Genomic DNA, 14,240 nt, shown 5'->3' with positions numbered 1-14,240 from the left:
GCCGGTCGAAACCTACCCGGCAGGAGCCCCGGGCTGGGCCGACACGAGCAAGCGCCGAAGGTGCGCCACACCCTCCTGGAACGTCAAGCCGACTCCGCCCGCCCGCAGACTGCCCGATATGCCTCGGCCCGCTGTGTCGAGGTTCGATTCGCCGAGGACGAGTGCCCGATTGAGAGTTCTCGCCGTTCGACCGGAACCTACCTCGGAGATATATGCGGTGAGCGTGGGGATCAGACTTTCAGCACTACGCCAGTCGCCTAGAGGGACGAAAATCGAGAACAAATAGGTCGACCTGCTGTAGATACCCCGAGCCCGCTCCTGCGGGCTGGACTCCTCTGGCCTCCTGGAACCTCCGCGACGAATTGCCACGGCGGTGCTGTTGCGCGAGCGCGTGCGCGGCACGGGCAAGGAACCGGATGTGCACCGTCTGTCACCCGCCCGGCTCCGCCTACCGGGTCACCCCGCACACAACCTGCACAAGTCACGCCACCGGACCACACACCCGCTGCCTACCCTGTCACCCCATGGGGAACAGACGACGGGTCCTGGTGGTCGAGGACGAGCACACCATCGCCGAGTCGATCGCGGCCCGGCTGCGCGCCGAGGGCTTCGACGTCGACCTCGCCCACGACGGCCCCGGCGGGGTCGACGCGGCCGCCAGGGTCCGCCCCGACCTGCTGGTCCTCGACGTCATGCTGCCCGGCTTCGACGGGCTGGAGGTGTGCCGCCGGGTGCAGGCCCAGCGGCCGGTCCCGGTGCTCATGCTCACCGCCCGCGACGACGAGACCGACCTGCTGGTCGGCCTGGGGGTCGGCGCCGACGACTACATGACCAAGCCGTTCTCGCCGCGCGAGCTCGTCGCCAGGGTGCACGCCCTGCTCCGCCGGGTCGAGCGCGCCGCGGCGGCCGAGCCGGACACCGGTCCCACCGTGGTCGGCGACCTGGAGGTCGACACCGTGCAGCGGCGGGTCCGGCGGGCCGGGGTCGAGGCGCACCTGACCCCGATCGAGTTCGACCTGCTCGCCTACCTGGCCGCCCGGCCGCGCGCCGTGCAGCCCAGGGAGCGGCTGCTCGCCGAGATCTGGGGCTGGGGTGACGCGGGCGGCACCCGCACCGTCGACAGCCACGTCAAGGCGCTGCGCCGCAAGCTCGGCGCCGACCTCATCCGCACCGTGCACGGCGTCGGCTACGCCCTGGAGGTCGCCCGGTGAGCACCCTGCGCGCGCACGCCGCCACCCTGCTGGAGTGGCTGCCCCGGCCGCTGGACCCGGTCCGCTCGATCAAGCTGAAGATCAGCATCCTGCTGGTCGCCTCCGGCGTCACCGGCCTGCTCTACTTCTGGCTCAACGAGGGCTGGATCCCGCCGACCACCGCCACCGTCGCCGTCCTCGGCGCCGTGTTCGTCTCCCAGGTCCTCGGGCACGGCATGACCCGCCCGCTGCGCGACATGACCACCGCGGCCCGCGCGATGGCCCGCGGCGACTACTCCCGCCGGATCCGGGTCACCGCCCGCGACGAGGTCGGCGAGCTCAGCCGGGCGTTCAACCAGATGAGCGCCGACCTCGACGCCGCCGACCGCAACCGCCGCGAGCTCATCGCCAACGTCTCGCACGAGCTGCGCACCCCCATCGCCGCACTGCAGGCCGTGCTGGAGAACGTCGTCGACGGGGTCAGCAGCGCCGACCCGGCCACCCTGCGCACCGCGCTCGCCCAGACCGTGCGGCTGAGCAGGCTGGTCACCGAACTGCTGGACCTGTCCAGGATCGACGCGGGCGCGCAGCCGCTGGTCCGCGAGCGGATCGACCTCGCCGAACTGTTCGACGAGGTCGTCGCCGAGGCCGGGGTCAACGCCGTCGGCGCCGGGCGGTCGGTGCGGTTCACCACCGCGGTCGGCACGGCCGCCGTGGTCGCCGACCGGGAACGGCTGCACCAGGTCCTGGTCAACCTGCTGGACAACGCCGCGCGGCACGGGCCGGCCGACGGGAACGTGTGGCTGACCGCCGCCCGGACGCACGCGGGGCTGGCGCTGGAGGTGCGCGACGAGGGGCCGGGCATCGCCGTCGCCGAACGGGACCTGGTGTTCCGCCGGTTCACCCGCGGCGAGAAGGCCCGCGGCGGCGGCACCGGGCTCGGCCTGTCCATCGCCCGCTGGGTGGTGGAACTGCACGGCGGCACCATCGCCGTCGTCGACTCCCACCGCGGCTGTCGCATTCGGATCACCCTGCCGACCGACCCGCCGACCGTTGCCGCGCCAACCGGGACGCGACCGACCTGACGCGACCGTCCCACCGCGATAACCGGGGAACCACGATCGTCTCGGCTACGGTGGCGACGTGCCGATGCAGACCGAGATCGTCGTGGTGGGAGCCGGACTGGCCGGACTGGCGGCGGCCAAGACCCTGGTCGACGCGGGCCGCGAGGTGATCGTGCTGGACGGCGACGAGGCACCCGGCGGCCGGGTCCGCACCGACCGGGTGAACGGCCTGCACCTCGACCGCGGCTTCCAGGTCCTCAACATCGGCTACCCGGCCGTGCGCGACCTGCTCGACGTCGACGCCCTGCGGCTGCGGCCGTTCGTGCACGGCGCCCTGATCAGCGACTCCGCCGGGCTGCACCTGGTGACCGACCCGCGGCGCGACCCAGGCGGCCTGCGCGACACGCTGCGCGCCCCCATCGGCTCACTCACCCGCAAGTTCATGCTCGGCGCTTACGCCGCCGCTCTGGCCGCCGCGCCCGCCAAGACCATCCGCGACCGCGACGACCGCCCCTTCCGCGCCCGACTCGCCGGGTACGGCATCACCGGGCCGATCCTGGAACGGTTCGTCCGCCCGTTCCTGTCCGGGGTGTTCCTCGACCCCGACCTCACCGTGCCCAGCCGGTTCGCCGAGTTCGTGGTGCGCTCCTTCGCCCGCGGCACGATCGGCATCCCGGCGGGTGGCATGCGCGCGGTCCCCGACCAGTTGGCGGCGGCGCTCCCGACGGACGCGGTCAAGTACAGCTTCCCGATCCGCGAGGTCACCCCCGGCCAGGTCACCGGCGACTTCGGCACCATCACCGCGCGACACGTGGTCGTCGCCGTCGGCGGGCCCGCGGCGCACTCCCTGCTGGGCATCCCCGCGCCACGGACCCGGGGCTGCGTCACCTACTACCACCTCGCGGACTTCCCGCCCGTCGCCGAGGCGGCGCTGGTGCTCGACGCGGAGAAACGCGGACCGGTGACCAACAGCATCGTCCTCACCAACGCCGCACCGGAATACGCGCCGGGAGCGGTGCTCGTGTCGTCCACTGTGGTGGGTAACGAAGACCCCGGCGAGGCCGTTGTGCGCGAACACCTCGCGGCGATGTACCACCAGGACACCTCGGCGTGGCAACACGTCCGCACATACCGGGTTCCGGACGCCCTACCCGTCCACACAGGACCTTTGCGGCAGCCGGTCGCGCTCGGCTCCAATGTGTACGTCTGCGGCGACCACCGCGACACCCCGTCCATCCAGGGCGCCCTCGTGTCCGGCAGGCGCGCGGCCAAGGCGGTCCTCAGCGCGCGGTGACCCGCACCCGCAACCCCCGCCGGTGCGGTGTGATCCCGTGCGACGGCCGGAACGCCGGACCGGTCACCGGGTGCACGTCCCACCGCGACACGACCGCGGCCAACACCGCCACCGCCTCGATCCGCGCCAACCGGTCCCCGATGCACATCCGCGCACCGGCCCCGAACGGCACGAACCGGTCCTGCGGCCTGCCGTGATCACCCGCCCACCGGTCGGGGTCGAAGGAATCGGGACTGGGGAACAGGTCTGCTCTCGTGTGCAGGACGTATGGGCTGTATGCCACACAGGTTCCCCTGGGCAGCGGGTGCCCGCCCAACTCGGTGTCCTCGGTGACCTCACGGGTCAGCAACAGGCCTGGCCAGTACAGCCGCAACACCTCGCTGACGACGTTCGCGGTGTAGGTCAACCGGTCCAAGGAGTCCACTGTGGCCGGTCCGTTCGCCAGGACTTCGGCGCGGACTCTCCCCTGTACCGAAGGGTTGTGCGCCAAGACGTGCAGGACGGACGTCAGGACACTCGCGGTGGTCTCGGTCGCGGCGACGTAGAACGTCACGACCTGGTCGACCAACTCCTCGTCGGAACCCCAGTCCTCCCCGGCGACCAACACGGACATCAGATCACCGTGGTCCACACCGGACGCCCGGTACGCGGCGACCAACTCGACGGCCCGCCGCCGCAACCGCACCGACGCGCGGTCGAACCGACGCGCCCCGGGCAACAGGCGCCGCAAGCCGGGCGGGGTGAACATCCGCACCAGCAACGCGTCCATCATCATCCGGGAGTCCGCGCCGACCGCGGCCCGGTCCGCCGCCGTGAGCAGACCACCGAACATCGTCTCGGTCGCGACCTCCGCCATCAACGCGAACAACCCGTCGAACACGGTGACCACCTGGCCGGACCGCCACGACCCGGCCAACGCCACCGCCCGGTCGAGCGCCACCTCGGCGTACCCGGGCAACCGGTCGCGGCGGAACGCGGGCTGCGCCATCCGCCGCTGCCGCCGGTGCGCGCTGTGCGGGCAGTTGACCATCCCCTCGCCGAGGACCGCGTTCAACTGGTCGAAGAACGGGCCGCCCTTGTCGTAAACCCGGTCATCGACCAGGAGTTGGCGCACCAGCGCGGGCTCGCACACCATCACCACCCGCTGGGGCCCGAGCCTGAGGTCCACGATGTCGCCGCGGGCGGGCAGCGAACGCAGGAACCGGAACGGATCAACCAGGAACCGGTGGGCGTGCCCGACCAACGGCAACGCCCCACCGGCCCGACCACGCACGACCATCGCCGTCTCCACGGTTTGGGGTTTCCCACCGTCCCACGAGTGCACGGGCAGACGCACGCGGAATCAACCGGGTCGAGTAACCCGACGACCGATTCCGGCCAACGAGGACCCGCCGGTGCGAAGACGCGACACGGGCCGCCCACCGGTTCCCCGGTGGGCGGCCCGTGATCGTGCGGGGGTCAGTCCTGGAGCTCGGCCAGGGCCGCCTTGACCTTCGACAACTCCGCCTCGAGCTCCTCCATCCGAGCCCGGTGCTGTTCACGCGCGGTGTCCAGGACCGACTCGATCGTCTTGGCGATGTCCTCGTGCAGTTCGGCGGCGGCCCGCGACACGGCGGCCGCGGGGATGGTCAGACCCTGCAGGACCCGCTTGCCGCCCTGGCTGAGCTCGGCCTGCCACTCGCCATCGGCGGTGCCGGTGACGGTGAGGGTGAGCTCGACGGTGCGGGTCTTCTTCGCGGTGCTCTGGGCGCGCTGCACCCTCGGCTTCCTGGCGGGGGGCGCGGCCTGCTCGTCGGCGGGCTGCTCGGGCGCGGCCTGCGGCGCGGGCGACTCCGCCGACCCGGTCGACTCGGCCGGTCCGACCGCGTTCTCCGCCTGCTCGGTCTCGATCTCGGTGGACAAGATCCACTCCCTCTCACGACGCCTGGTGAATCCGGTGAATTAGAACACTCGTTCGCCTGTTCGAGATCGCCGGGTGGCCGTCTCCCCGGGTTCACTCGATCGGGCGCATCTGCGGCTGAGGGGTGAATGGCCTGGTCAGCGCCTTGATACTCGGAAACGACGGGGAGTCGTCGGGAAGGGAGCACGGCGTGGCAGGTGCCGGGTGGGAAGCCGCCGCCGGGTGGGACTCGGAGATCCAGCGGCTGGCCGCGGTCAAGGCGCTGCGGCTGCTGGACACCCCGCGCGAGGAGCGGTTCGACCGGATCACCAGACTCACCCAGAAGCTGCTCGGGGTGCCGATCGCCCTGGTCAGCCTGGTCGACGTCGACCGGCAGTGGTTCAAGTCGTGCGTCGGCCTCGACGCCGACCAGACCGACCGCGGCGTGTCGTTCTGCTCGCACGCCATCGCCCAGCCGACCCTGATGGAGGTCCCGGACGCCACCGAGGACCCCCGGTTCGCGCAGAACCCGCACGTGCTCGGCGACCCGCACATCCGGTTCTACGCCGGTCAGCCGATCGCGGCCCCGTCCGGTCACCTGGTGGGCACGCTGTGCGTCGTCGACCGCGTCCCGCGCAGGCTCGACGAGGCCGAACGGGGCCTGCTGCGCGACCTGGCCGCCTGGGTGGAACTGGAGTGCGCGGTCGTGCAGGCCACCCAGTGGGAGCAGGACACCGACCGCGACCGCGCCGACTTCATGTCCGTGGTCAGCCACGAGCTGCGCACCCCGCTCACGTCGATCCAGAGCTCCCTGGAGATGGCCCTCTCCGGCGACTTCGGCGAACTGTCACCGCGGCTGCACAAGCTGGTCGACATCGCCGCCCGCAACTCCGACCGGCTGGTCCGGATGTCCGCCGACGTCCTCGACCTGCACCACATGCGCCGCGGCGACCTGCGGCTCCGGCTGGCCAAGGTCGCCCTGGTCGACGTGCTCGACCAGGCCATGCACTCGGTCGGCCACGCCAGCCGCACCGCCAACGTCCCGGTCGCCGTCGCCTGCCCGGACGGCATCTACCTGCGCGGCGACGCCGACCGGCTGGTGCAGGTCGTGACCAACCTGCTGGCCAACGCCGTCCGCGTCTCCGAACCGGACACAGCCGTCGAGGTCACCGGCGAACTGCACGGCAACTGGGCGACGATCAGCGTCCGCGACCACGGGCCCGGCGTCCCCCCGGACCGCCTCGCCGCCATCTTCGAACCCTTCGTCCAGTTCGACGTCCCCCAGCAACGGGCCTCCGGCAGCGCGGGCCTCGGTCTCGCCATCACCCGCGGCATCGTCGAGGCACACGGCGGCACGATCCGGGCCTTCCCGGCGCCGAGTGGCGGGGCGGTGTTCGAGGTCTTGGTGCCCGCGAACGGGCCGGAGGACGAGGACCGCCCCTGGTGGTGACGCTCTGCTCTCCGACAGCAGTGAGCAGGCTTCGGCAAGATCAACCGCGCTGAGCAGCCCCCGAATCCAGCCTCCTCAGCGGGACCGACAAAACCGCCGGGTACCGTCACCTACTCCGCTCTCAGCAGACGCGAGGCGAGTCGGGTTCACTGACCGCGTACTGGCTCATTGACAGTCGTGCTGCTTCCCGGCTCGCCGGACCCGACCGTCTCAGGTCTCGGCTCGCCGCTGACAACCAGCAATCCTGGTCCTGACTCCTGAGCATCTCCGCCGCGTCAACTGGTCAGCGACAGCACCGCATGCAGGCCTCGGCAAGATCAACCGTGCGGAGCGGCCCCCGAATCCAGTTTCCTCGACAGGACTGACAAACCGCCCGGCGCCGTCACCCACTCCGCACTCAGCGGACTCAGGCTTTCCGGGCCTCATCGGACACCGGCCAGCCACTCCGCTCCCAGCAGACCCGGCTCCCCGGACAACCGGCCGCCCCATCCACTCCCCTTCCAAGAGATCCGGGCCGTCCGGGTCCCACCGGACCACCAGCCGCCGCCTCCGGCCCGCTCAGTGGATCTGGCTTTCCAGGTCTCACCGAACACCGGTCGTATTCGCCCACGCTTCCAGCAGACCCAGGCTCCCCGGATCTCACCGGAACACCAGGCAGCGCATCCACACCGCTTCCAGCAGACCCCGGCTCTCCAGGTTCACCGAACCACCGGCGTCCTCCGCCTAGTCCGCGTCCAACAGACCCGGGCTCTCCAAGTCCACTGGCTCCCCGTCCGGGTCGGTCTTTGGCAGCTCGATCCCCCGTCCCCGGCAGCGCCCACCAACCGGACCAAAGTCCATTATCTTGATAGCTGAATGTGGATCACGGCCTCTGACAAGAAGGAAGTCAAAGGCGCCGGGAGCAGGGGTGCGCGGTCGATCACGGGTGTGCCGCTTCTACAGTTGGGGCTTCAGTCGAACGTGGGGATGGGCAGTGGTGACGGCAGTGGACGAGCCCGATGACCTCGGGCCGGGGATCGATCCGGAGCGGCTGCGTCTGTGCCTGGAGGTTTTGGCCGAGGTCGATGAGCTGCCCACCGAGCACCCCGACGCGGTGGCGGTGCGGCGGGCGACGGCGGGGGTGTTCAAGTCGGTGCGCAAGCGTCGGAGGTCGGCGAAGCGGGCCGCGGTGACGGCGGCCGATCGGGCTGTCACCGCCTCGACCGCGACCGGGGCGCCGAATCGCATCGACGACGAGACGCAGGGCATTCCGCTGGTTTCCACCGTCCCCGGTGCCTCGGCGGGGACCTTGCTCCGGGCTCGCGGCTGCTACACCTGCAAGCGCCGCTACCACCGGGTTGACGCCTTCTACCACCAGCTCTGCCCCGACTGCGCCGAGCTGAACCGGTCGAAGCGGGACGCCCGCGCCGACCTGTCCGGGCGGACCGCGCTGCTCACCGGCGGCCGGGCCAAGATCGGCATGTACATCGCGCTGCGGCTGCTCCGCGACGGCGCGCACACGACGATCACCACCCGGTTCCCGCGGGACGCGGTCCGCCGGTTCGCCGCGATGCCGGACTCGGCGGACTGGCTGCACCGGCTGCGGGTGGTCGGGGTCGACCTGCGGGACCCGGCCCAGGTGGTCGGGTTGGCCGACGTGGTCGCCGCGAACGGCCCGCTGGACATCCTGATCAACAACGCCGCGCAGACGGTGCGCCGCTCCCCCGGCTCGTACGGTCCGCTGGCCGCCGCCGAGTCCGACCCGCTGCCGCACGGCCCGCTGCCGGAGGTGTTGACCCTGGGCGAGTCGAGCGCGGCGCACCCGGCCGCGCTGGTCGGGGCGGTCGACCACACCCCGCACGAGGTGCACCCGGTGACCGCGCTGGCGCTCACCGCGGGGTCGGCGAGCCTGGAGCGGATCGCCGCGAACACCGCGATCGACGCCGGGGGCCTGGTGCCGGACCTGCTGCCGGTGAACAGTTGGGTGCAGCGGGTGCACGAGGTCGACCCGTTGGAGCTGCTGGAAGTCCAACTGTGCAACCAGACGGCGCCGTTCATCCTGGTCAGCCGGTTGCGCCCGGCGATGGCGGCGGCGGCCGCGCGCCGCAAGTACGTGGTCAACGTGTCCGCGATGGAGGGCCAGTTCGGCCGCGCCTACAAGGGGCCCGGCCACCCGCACACGAACATGGCCAAGGCCGCGCTGAACATGCTGACCCGCACCAGCGCCCAGGAGATGCTGACCGACGGCATCCTGATGACCGCCGTCGACACCGGCTGGATCACCGACGAGCGGCCGCACCCGACGAAGGTCCGGCTGGCCGACGAGGGGTTCCACGCGCCGCTGGACCTCGTCGACGGGGCCGCCCGGGTGTACGACCCGATCGTGCGCGGCGAGGCGGGCGAGGACGTCTTCGGCTGCTTCCTGAAGGATTACGCGCCCTCGCCCTGGTAGATCCGCAACCTCGCCCACCCCGACGCGTCTTTGTGGACGGAAGCAGGGACGAAACAGCGAGGTGGGGACCATGCGGAAAAGCGCACTCGGGGGTTTATTCATCGGCGCGGTAATGGCGGCGGGCGCGGTGGGGTGCACCACGGTGCAGGAAGCCGACGCCAAGCCCGCGGTCACCACAACGACGACGGCGGGCACGGCGCAGCAGGTGGACAACAGCGCGGTCGACAACAACGGTGACTCCGGCGACAACTCGGCGGTGTCCGGCAGCCACCGCCCGACCACCGCCACCACGACCACGCGCCACACCACGACGACGACCACGACCACCACCAAGCCCGCGACCAGCGGCCCGAAGATCCTGAGCTTCACCGTGGTGAGCAAGCCCGCGTGCCCGGTGCTGGCCAAGCCCGGCGCCCCGTACTCCAACCCCGGCGCCCCCGTGGTGATCTCGTGGAAGGTCTCCGGCGCCAGCGGGGTGGCGATCTCGGTGGACAGCCCGAACATGTACGGCTCGTACGGCAGCGACTACCCGGCGTCGGGCCAGTTGGAGCTCCAGTTCCCGTGCGACACGACCCCCGGCAAGACCACGCACGTGTACACCGTCTGGCCCAAGGACGCGAAGACGGTGTCGCAGAACCTGACCGTCTCGGCGACCAACAACACATGAGCGGCGTGCACAGCCCGACCCGGCCCAGGTCCATCCACAGTGGACCCAAAGTGGGACGCGTGAACCACGGCAAACCGGGTACTCCCTCGGCGAGACGAACCGAGAGGCCAGTGGTCACCGTGCGCAGATATTTCCTTGAGGGCTTCCTCGCCGCGGCGGGTGCCGCCGCGTGCGCCACCCTGGCCGTCCACGCGGGCTCCACCGTGTGGATCGTGATCGCGATGCTGCTCGGCGGTGTCGCCGTGGCCTGCCTGGCGGCGAGCCTGCACCCCCGGTCGGCCGCCCACACCCCGGCGCCCCGCCCCCGCCACCGCGGCCCGCGCAGGCTGGGCGCCCGCCGCCCGTTCGCCAGCAGCCCGGCCACCGCGGTCAGCCCGACCCCGAGCCGCGACGCGGGCTGAGTTCAGCCGACAAAAGTGGCATCGCCCGCGTTGGCGAAATGGCCCCGGGAATCGCGCGAAATCCGAAGGTCTTCGGTGACAGCGAAACACGCTCCTCGCCTGGATTCAGTGGAATACGAGTCCGGGCGGCGATGAGCGGACGCACCGCGGCGGAGCACCGCGGGCCACGGGCCCACACCCGCACCGGGCTCCGAGGTGGTCTGGACCGTTGGTTGGTTCACGTTCGGCGTGTGCGCGGCGGCCACCCGGTTGGTCCACGGCTACGATCTGGCGACTGAACTGACGCCCAGAGTGCCTGGAAGCCGGTGTGTATGGATGCTGTCGTGGCATCGCGGGATGTGGTCCGCGTCCTGCTCGTCGAGGACGACGCGGGGGACGCGCTGCTGGTGGAGGAGCTGCTCGCGGACGTCAACGCCCCGATCCGGCTGACCAGGGCGCACTCGCTGGCCGAGGCACAGCCGTTGTTGGCCGGGCAGGACTGCGTGCTGTTGGACCTGGGGTTGCCGGACGCGTCCGGGCTGCAGGCGCTGCGCAGGCTGGAGGACGCGGGCGGCGGCGTGGCCGTCGTGGTGCTCACCGGCCTGGCCGACGAGCAGCAGGGGGTGGCGGCGGTGGCCGCGGGCGCCCAGGACTACCTGGTGAAGGGGCAGGTCGACGGTGACCTGCTGAGCCGGGTGATCCGGTACGCGGTGGAGCGGGCGCGCAGCGAGGAGATCCAGCGGCAACTGCGCGAGGAGCGGCTGTACGCGATGGAGAAGGCCCGGCTGGAGCGGGGCCTGCTGCCGACGCCGGTGCTGTCCGACCCGCGGTTGGACCGCGACTTCACCTACCAGCCGGGTCGGCAGCGGATGCTGCTCGGCGGCGACTTCTACGACCTGGTGGAGACCGAGGACGGCACCGTGCACGCGGTGATCGGCGACGTCTGCGGGCACGGCCCGGACGAGGCGGCGCTGGGCGTGTACCTGCGGGTGGCGTGGCGGGCGCTGGTGCTGGCGCAGCGGCCGGTGGACGAGGTGCTGACCACCATGCAGCGGGTCTTGGTGCACGAGCGGCACCTGGACGGCCTGTTCGCGACGGTGTGCATGCTGTCGGTGGCGCCGGACCGGCGGACCGCGGAGCTGCGGCTGGCAGGTCACCCGCCGCCGGTGCTGGTGGCGGGCGGTCGGGTGGGGCTGCTGTCGGCGCCGGTCGGGGTGCCGCTGGGCGTGCGGTCGACGACGACCTGGGCGTCCGCGACGATCGACCTGGGCGAGCAGTGGTCCGTGCTGCTCTACACCGACGGCCTGATCGAGGGCCGGACCGGCGCGGGCTCGGAGCGGCTGGGGGTGTCCCGGCTGACCGACCTGGTGGGCGCCCTGGCCGCGGCGAACCCGGACTGGCGGACGACCGTGCTCGACGACCTGATCCGCGAGGTGTGCGCCCTCAACGAGGGCGACCTGGCCGACGACGTGGCCGCCATGCTGCTGACCCGGGTGGGCGACCGGTGAGCACCGAGCAGGACACCGACTCGGCGGAGATCGCGCCGCGCTGGTCGCGGACCAGCCGGGGTGGCGCCCGGTGGCCGCTGCGGCGCTGGCTGACCCTGGCGATCGGCGTGCTGGTCGCGGTGTTCGCGGGCGCGGTGATCGCCGGGTCGCTGGCCATCGTCGACCTCAACGACGCGCGAACCACCCTCGTCGACCGGATCGACCCGGCGGTGCAAGAGGCGCTGCGGCTGGACACGGCCCTGGTCGACCAGGAGACCGGGCTGCGCGGGTACGCGCTGACCGCGAAACCCGAGTTCCTCGATCCGTACGACTCCGGCATCGAGCGGCAGCGGGCCGCGACCGACCGGCTGCGGCAGACCATCGTGGTGCGCACCGACCTGCTCGACCGCATCCGCGGCATCGAGACCGACGTGGAGCGCTGGCGCGCGGACTACGCCAAACCCGCCATCGACCGGATCAGCGCGTCGGGCACACCCGGCGACGACCAGTCGGAGCAGGGCAAACAGCGGTTCGACGCGATCCGCGCCGCAGTGGGCGGCCTGCAGCACGAACTGGACGTGGCCCGCGCCGACGGCCGGGCGGCGCTGGCGAGCGCGGCGACCCGGCTGGTGGTCGTGTGCGTGACCATCGCGGCGGTGCTGCTGATCGTGTTCCTGCTGGTCACCATCGCATTGCGGGCCGCGGTCGCCGGACCGCTGGCGCAGCTCGCCCGGGGCGTGCGGCGGGTCGCGGACGGCGACTTCCAGCACGAACTCGAGGTCACCGGGCCGCGCGAGGTCGCCGAACTGGCGGGCGACGTCGACTCGATGCGCAAGCGCATCCTGGCGGAGGTGTCGGTGCAGCGGCAGGTGAACGCCGAGCTGGACTCCCGCACCGAGGACCTCAAGCGGTCGAACGCGGAACTGGAGCAGTTCGCCTACGTCGCCTCGCACGACCTGCAGGAACCGCTGCGCAAGGTCGCCAGCTTCTGCCAACTGCTGGAACGCCGCTACGCCGGCCAGCTCGACGAACGCGCCGACCAGTACATCGCTTTCGCGGTGGACGGCGCCAAGCGGATGCAGGTGCTGATCAACGACCTGCTGGCGTTCAGCCGGGTCGGGCGGCACGCGCGGGACCGGACACCGGTGTCCTGCGCTGAACTGGTCGCGCAGGCCCAGACCAACCTCGCCGAGGCGATCGAGGACGCGGGCGCGGTGGTCGAGGTCGGCGACTTGCCCGTGGTCTTGGCCGAGGCGCCGCTGCTGACAGCCGTGTTCCAAAACCTCATCGGCAACGCCGTCAAATTCCGCGGCGAGGCCCCACCCGTCGTCCACGTTTCCGCCGAACCCGACGGCGACAACCACGTGTTCACGGTGTCGGACAACGGAATCGGCATCGAACCCGAGTTCGCCGAACGCGTTTTCGTCATCTTCCAACGCCTGCACGGCAAAGACGCCTACCCCGGCACCGGCATCGGCCTCGCCCTGTGCCGAAAAATCATCGAATACCACGGCGGACGCATCTGGCTCGACCACGCGGACACCGGCACCACCTTCCGCTTCACCCTCCCAGCCACCCCCGACGCCCCCCGATCGGAGACCCCATGAACGACCCCGACATCAAAGTCATCGACGTCCTCCTCGTCGAAGACGACGACGGTGACGTCCTGATGACCCGGGAGGCGTTCGAACACTACAAAATCCGCAACCAACTCCACGTCGTCCGAGACGGCGAACAAGCCGTCCAATTCCTCCGCCGAGAAGGCCAATACGCGGACGCCCCCCGCCCCGACCTCATCCTCCTCGACCTCAACCTCCCCAGATTCGACGGACGACAGGTACTGGCGGAGATCAAAGCGGACGCCGAACTGCGAATGATCCCGGTAGTGGTCCTGACAACGTCAGAGGCGGAGGAGGACATCCTCCGCAGCTACCAACTCCACGCCAACGCCTACGTCACCAAACCAGTCGACTTCGACCGCTTCATCGAAATCATCAGGAAAATCGACGAATTCTTCGTCACCGTGGTCAAGCTGCCAAAATAAACAAAAAACACACAGTCCCCCAAACAAACAAACAAACCCGCCACCCCACATCGACGAAGGCCGCCAACCCACCCCACGCGCCTCGGGACCCGCCGACACCAACCGCCCGTTGTGGTGAAGTTGTTTTGTTTGGGGGGAGCGGTGGCCTAAGCCGGCTGGCGGGTAAGGCCACGCTTTCCAGTGGCCCCGCCTTTTTGCCTTACCCAGGCTGCCGCTAGGGGCCCCAAACAAAACAACTTCACCACAACGGGCACTTCGCATTTATCTGGCGCCCGGGGCCGGCGTCGCCGCCAGGCGACCAGGCCGAAACCCGAGGCGCAGCCGAGGCTCAGAGTCCCCTGTGTCGGCCCTCAT

General features: G+C 71.0%; 12 protein-coding genes. 10 read left to right on the top strand and 2 right to left on the bottom strand.

The window, feature by feature from the left end; genetic code table 11:
- The first annotated feature begins 524 nt into the window (after positions 1 to 524).
- From H504_RS0128120 to H504_RS0128110, 3 genes are all read left to right on the top strand, one after another.
- Positions 525 to 1,211 carry a response regulator transcription factor gene (locus tag H504_RS0128120; protein ID WP_026425517.1) on the top strand — a complete coding sequence of 229 codons (687 nt, stop codon included), beginning with the start codon at positions 525 to 527 and terminating at the stop codon, positions 1,209 to 1,211.
- Positions 1,208 to 2,275 carry a HAMP domain-containing sensor histidine kinase gene (locus tag H504_RS0128115; protein WP_026425516.1) on the top strand — a complete coding sequence of 356 codons (1,068 nt, stop codon included), beginning with the start codon at positions 1,208 to 1,210 and terminating at the stop codon, positions 2,273 to 2,275. Before H504_RS0128120 ends, H504_RS0128115 begins: the two co-directional genes overlap by 4 nt.
- Before the next feature lie 64 nt (positions 2,276 to 2,339).
- Positions 2,340 to 3,548: an NAD(P)/FAD-dependent oxidoreductase gene (locus tag H504_RS0128110; protein WP_245614502.1), complete on the top strand. Its 1,209-nt coding sequence runs from the start codon at positions 2,340 to 2,342 to the stop codon at positions 3,546 to 3,548.
- On the opposite strand, the gene H504_RS0128105 is transcribed toward H504_RS0128110, so the two are convergent.
- Together H504_RS0128105 and H504_RS0128100 are read right to left on the bottom strand one after the other, a co-directional pair.
- Entirely contained in the window at positions 3,535 to 4,827 is a 1,293-nt protein-coding gene (locus H504_RS0128105) for a cytochrome P450 (RefSeq protein WP_026425514.1), read from the bottom strand. The genes H504_RS0128110 and H504_RS0128105 overlap by 14 nt on opposite strands.
- Positions 4,828 to 5,006: 179 nt before the next feature.
- The gene (locus H504_RS0128100) at positions 5,007 to 5,450 is read right to left on the bottom strand and encodes a DUF6319 family protein (RefSeq protein ID WP_026425513.1); all 444 of its coding nucleotides are present in this window, start codon (positions 5,448 to 5,450) and stop codon (positions 5,007 to 5,009) included.
- Between the two features lie 188 nt (positions 5,451 to 5,638).
- Here H504_RS0128100 and H504_RS0128095 point away from each other — a divergent pair, with 188 nt between their 5' ends.
- The 7 genes from H504_RS0128095 (at position 5,639) to H504_RS0128065 (ending at position 13,886) form a co-directional block, all read left to right on the top strand.
- A complete protein-coding gene (locus tag H504_RS0128095) occupies positions 5,639 to 6,877 on the top strand; it encodes a GAF domain-containing sensor histidine kinase (RefSeq protein WP_026425512.1) in 1,239 nt (412 codons plus the stop codon).
- Between the two features lie 985 nt (positions 6,878 to 7,862).
- Positions 7,863 to 9,308 carry an SDR family NAD(P)-dependent oxidoreductase gene (locus tag H504_RS0128090; RefSeq protein ID WP_026425511.1) on the top strand — a complete coding sequence of 482 codons (1,446 nt, stop codon included), beginning with the start codon at positions 7,863 to 7,865 and terminating at the stop codon, positions 9,306 to 9,308.
- A 70-nt stretch (positions 9,309 to 9,378) separates the two neighbouring features.
- Positions 9,379 to 9,975: a hypothetical protein gene (locus H504_RS0128085; RefSeq protein ID WP_157440684.1), complete on the top strand. Its 597-nt coding sequence runs from the start codon at positions 9,379 to 9,381 to the stop codon at positions 9,973 to 9,975.
- Positions 9,976 to 10,094: 119 nt separating this feature from the next.
- Positions 10,095 to 10,376: a hypothetical protein gene (locus H504_RS0128080; protein ID WP_157440683.1), complete on the top strand. Its 282-nt coding sequence runs from the start codon at positions 10,095 to 10,097 to the stop codon at positions 10,374 to 10,376.
- A gap of 323 nt (positions 10,377 to 10,699) precedes the next feature.
- A complete protein-coding gene (locus H504_RS0128075) occupies positions 10,700 to 11,863 on the top strand; it encodes a PP2C family protein-serine/threonine phosphatase (RefSeq protein WP_157440682.1) in 1,164 nt (387 codons plus the stop codon).
- Positions 11,860 to 13,449 (top strand): sensor histidine kinase, encoded by a 1,590-nt coding sequence (locus H504_RS0128070; protein ID WP_084468305.1) that lies wholly within the window; start codon positions 11,860 to 11,862, stop codon positions 13,447 to 13,449. The genes H504_RS0128075 and H504_RS0128070 overlap by 4 nt, the downstream gene beginning before the upstream one ends.
- Positions 13,446 to 13,886, top strand: a complete 441-nt coding sequence (locus tag H504_RS0128065; RefSeq protein WP_026425506.1) for a response regulator — start codon at positions 13,446 to 13,448, stop codon at positions 13,884 to 13,886. Before H504_RS0128070 ends, H504_RS0128065 begins: the two co-directional genes overlap by 4 nt.
- Positions 13,887 to 14,240: the final 354 nt, after the last annotated feature.

The sequence above is a fragment of the Actinokineospora inagensis DSM 44258 genome (assembly GCF_000482865.1).
Lineage (GTDB): Bacteria > Actinomycetota > Actinomycetes > Mycobacteriales > Pseudonocardiaceae > Actinokineospora > Actinokineospora inagensis.
Note: the sequence above shows the minus strand (reverse complement) of the source record. Positions and strands in the feature narration are given on the sequence as shown.

Coding starts and splice junctions, on each gene's coding strand:
- H504_RS0128120 (WP_026425517.1), top strand. CDS start 525: ATGGGGAACAGACGACGGGTCCTGGTGGTCGAGGACGAGCACACCATC.
- H504_RS0128110 (WP_245614502.1), top strand. CDS start 2,340: ATGCAGACCGAGATCGTCGTGGTGGGAGCCGGACTGGCCGGACTGGCG.
- H504_RS0128105 (WP_026425514.1), bottom strand. CDS start 4,827: ATGGTCGTGCGTGGTCGGGCCGGTGGGGCGTTGCCGTTGGTCGGGCAC.
- H504_RS0128085 (WP_157440684.1), top strand. CDS start 9,379: ATGCGGAAAAGCGCACTCGGGGGTTTATTCATCGGCGCGGTAATGGCG.
- H504_RS0128065 (WP_026425506.1), top strand. CDS start 13,446: ATGAACGACCCCGACATCAAAGTCATCGACGTCCTCCTCGTCGAAGAC.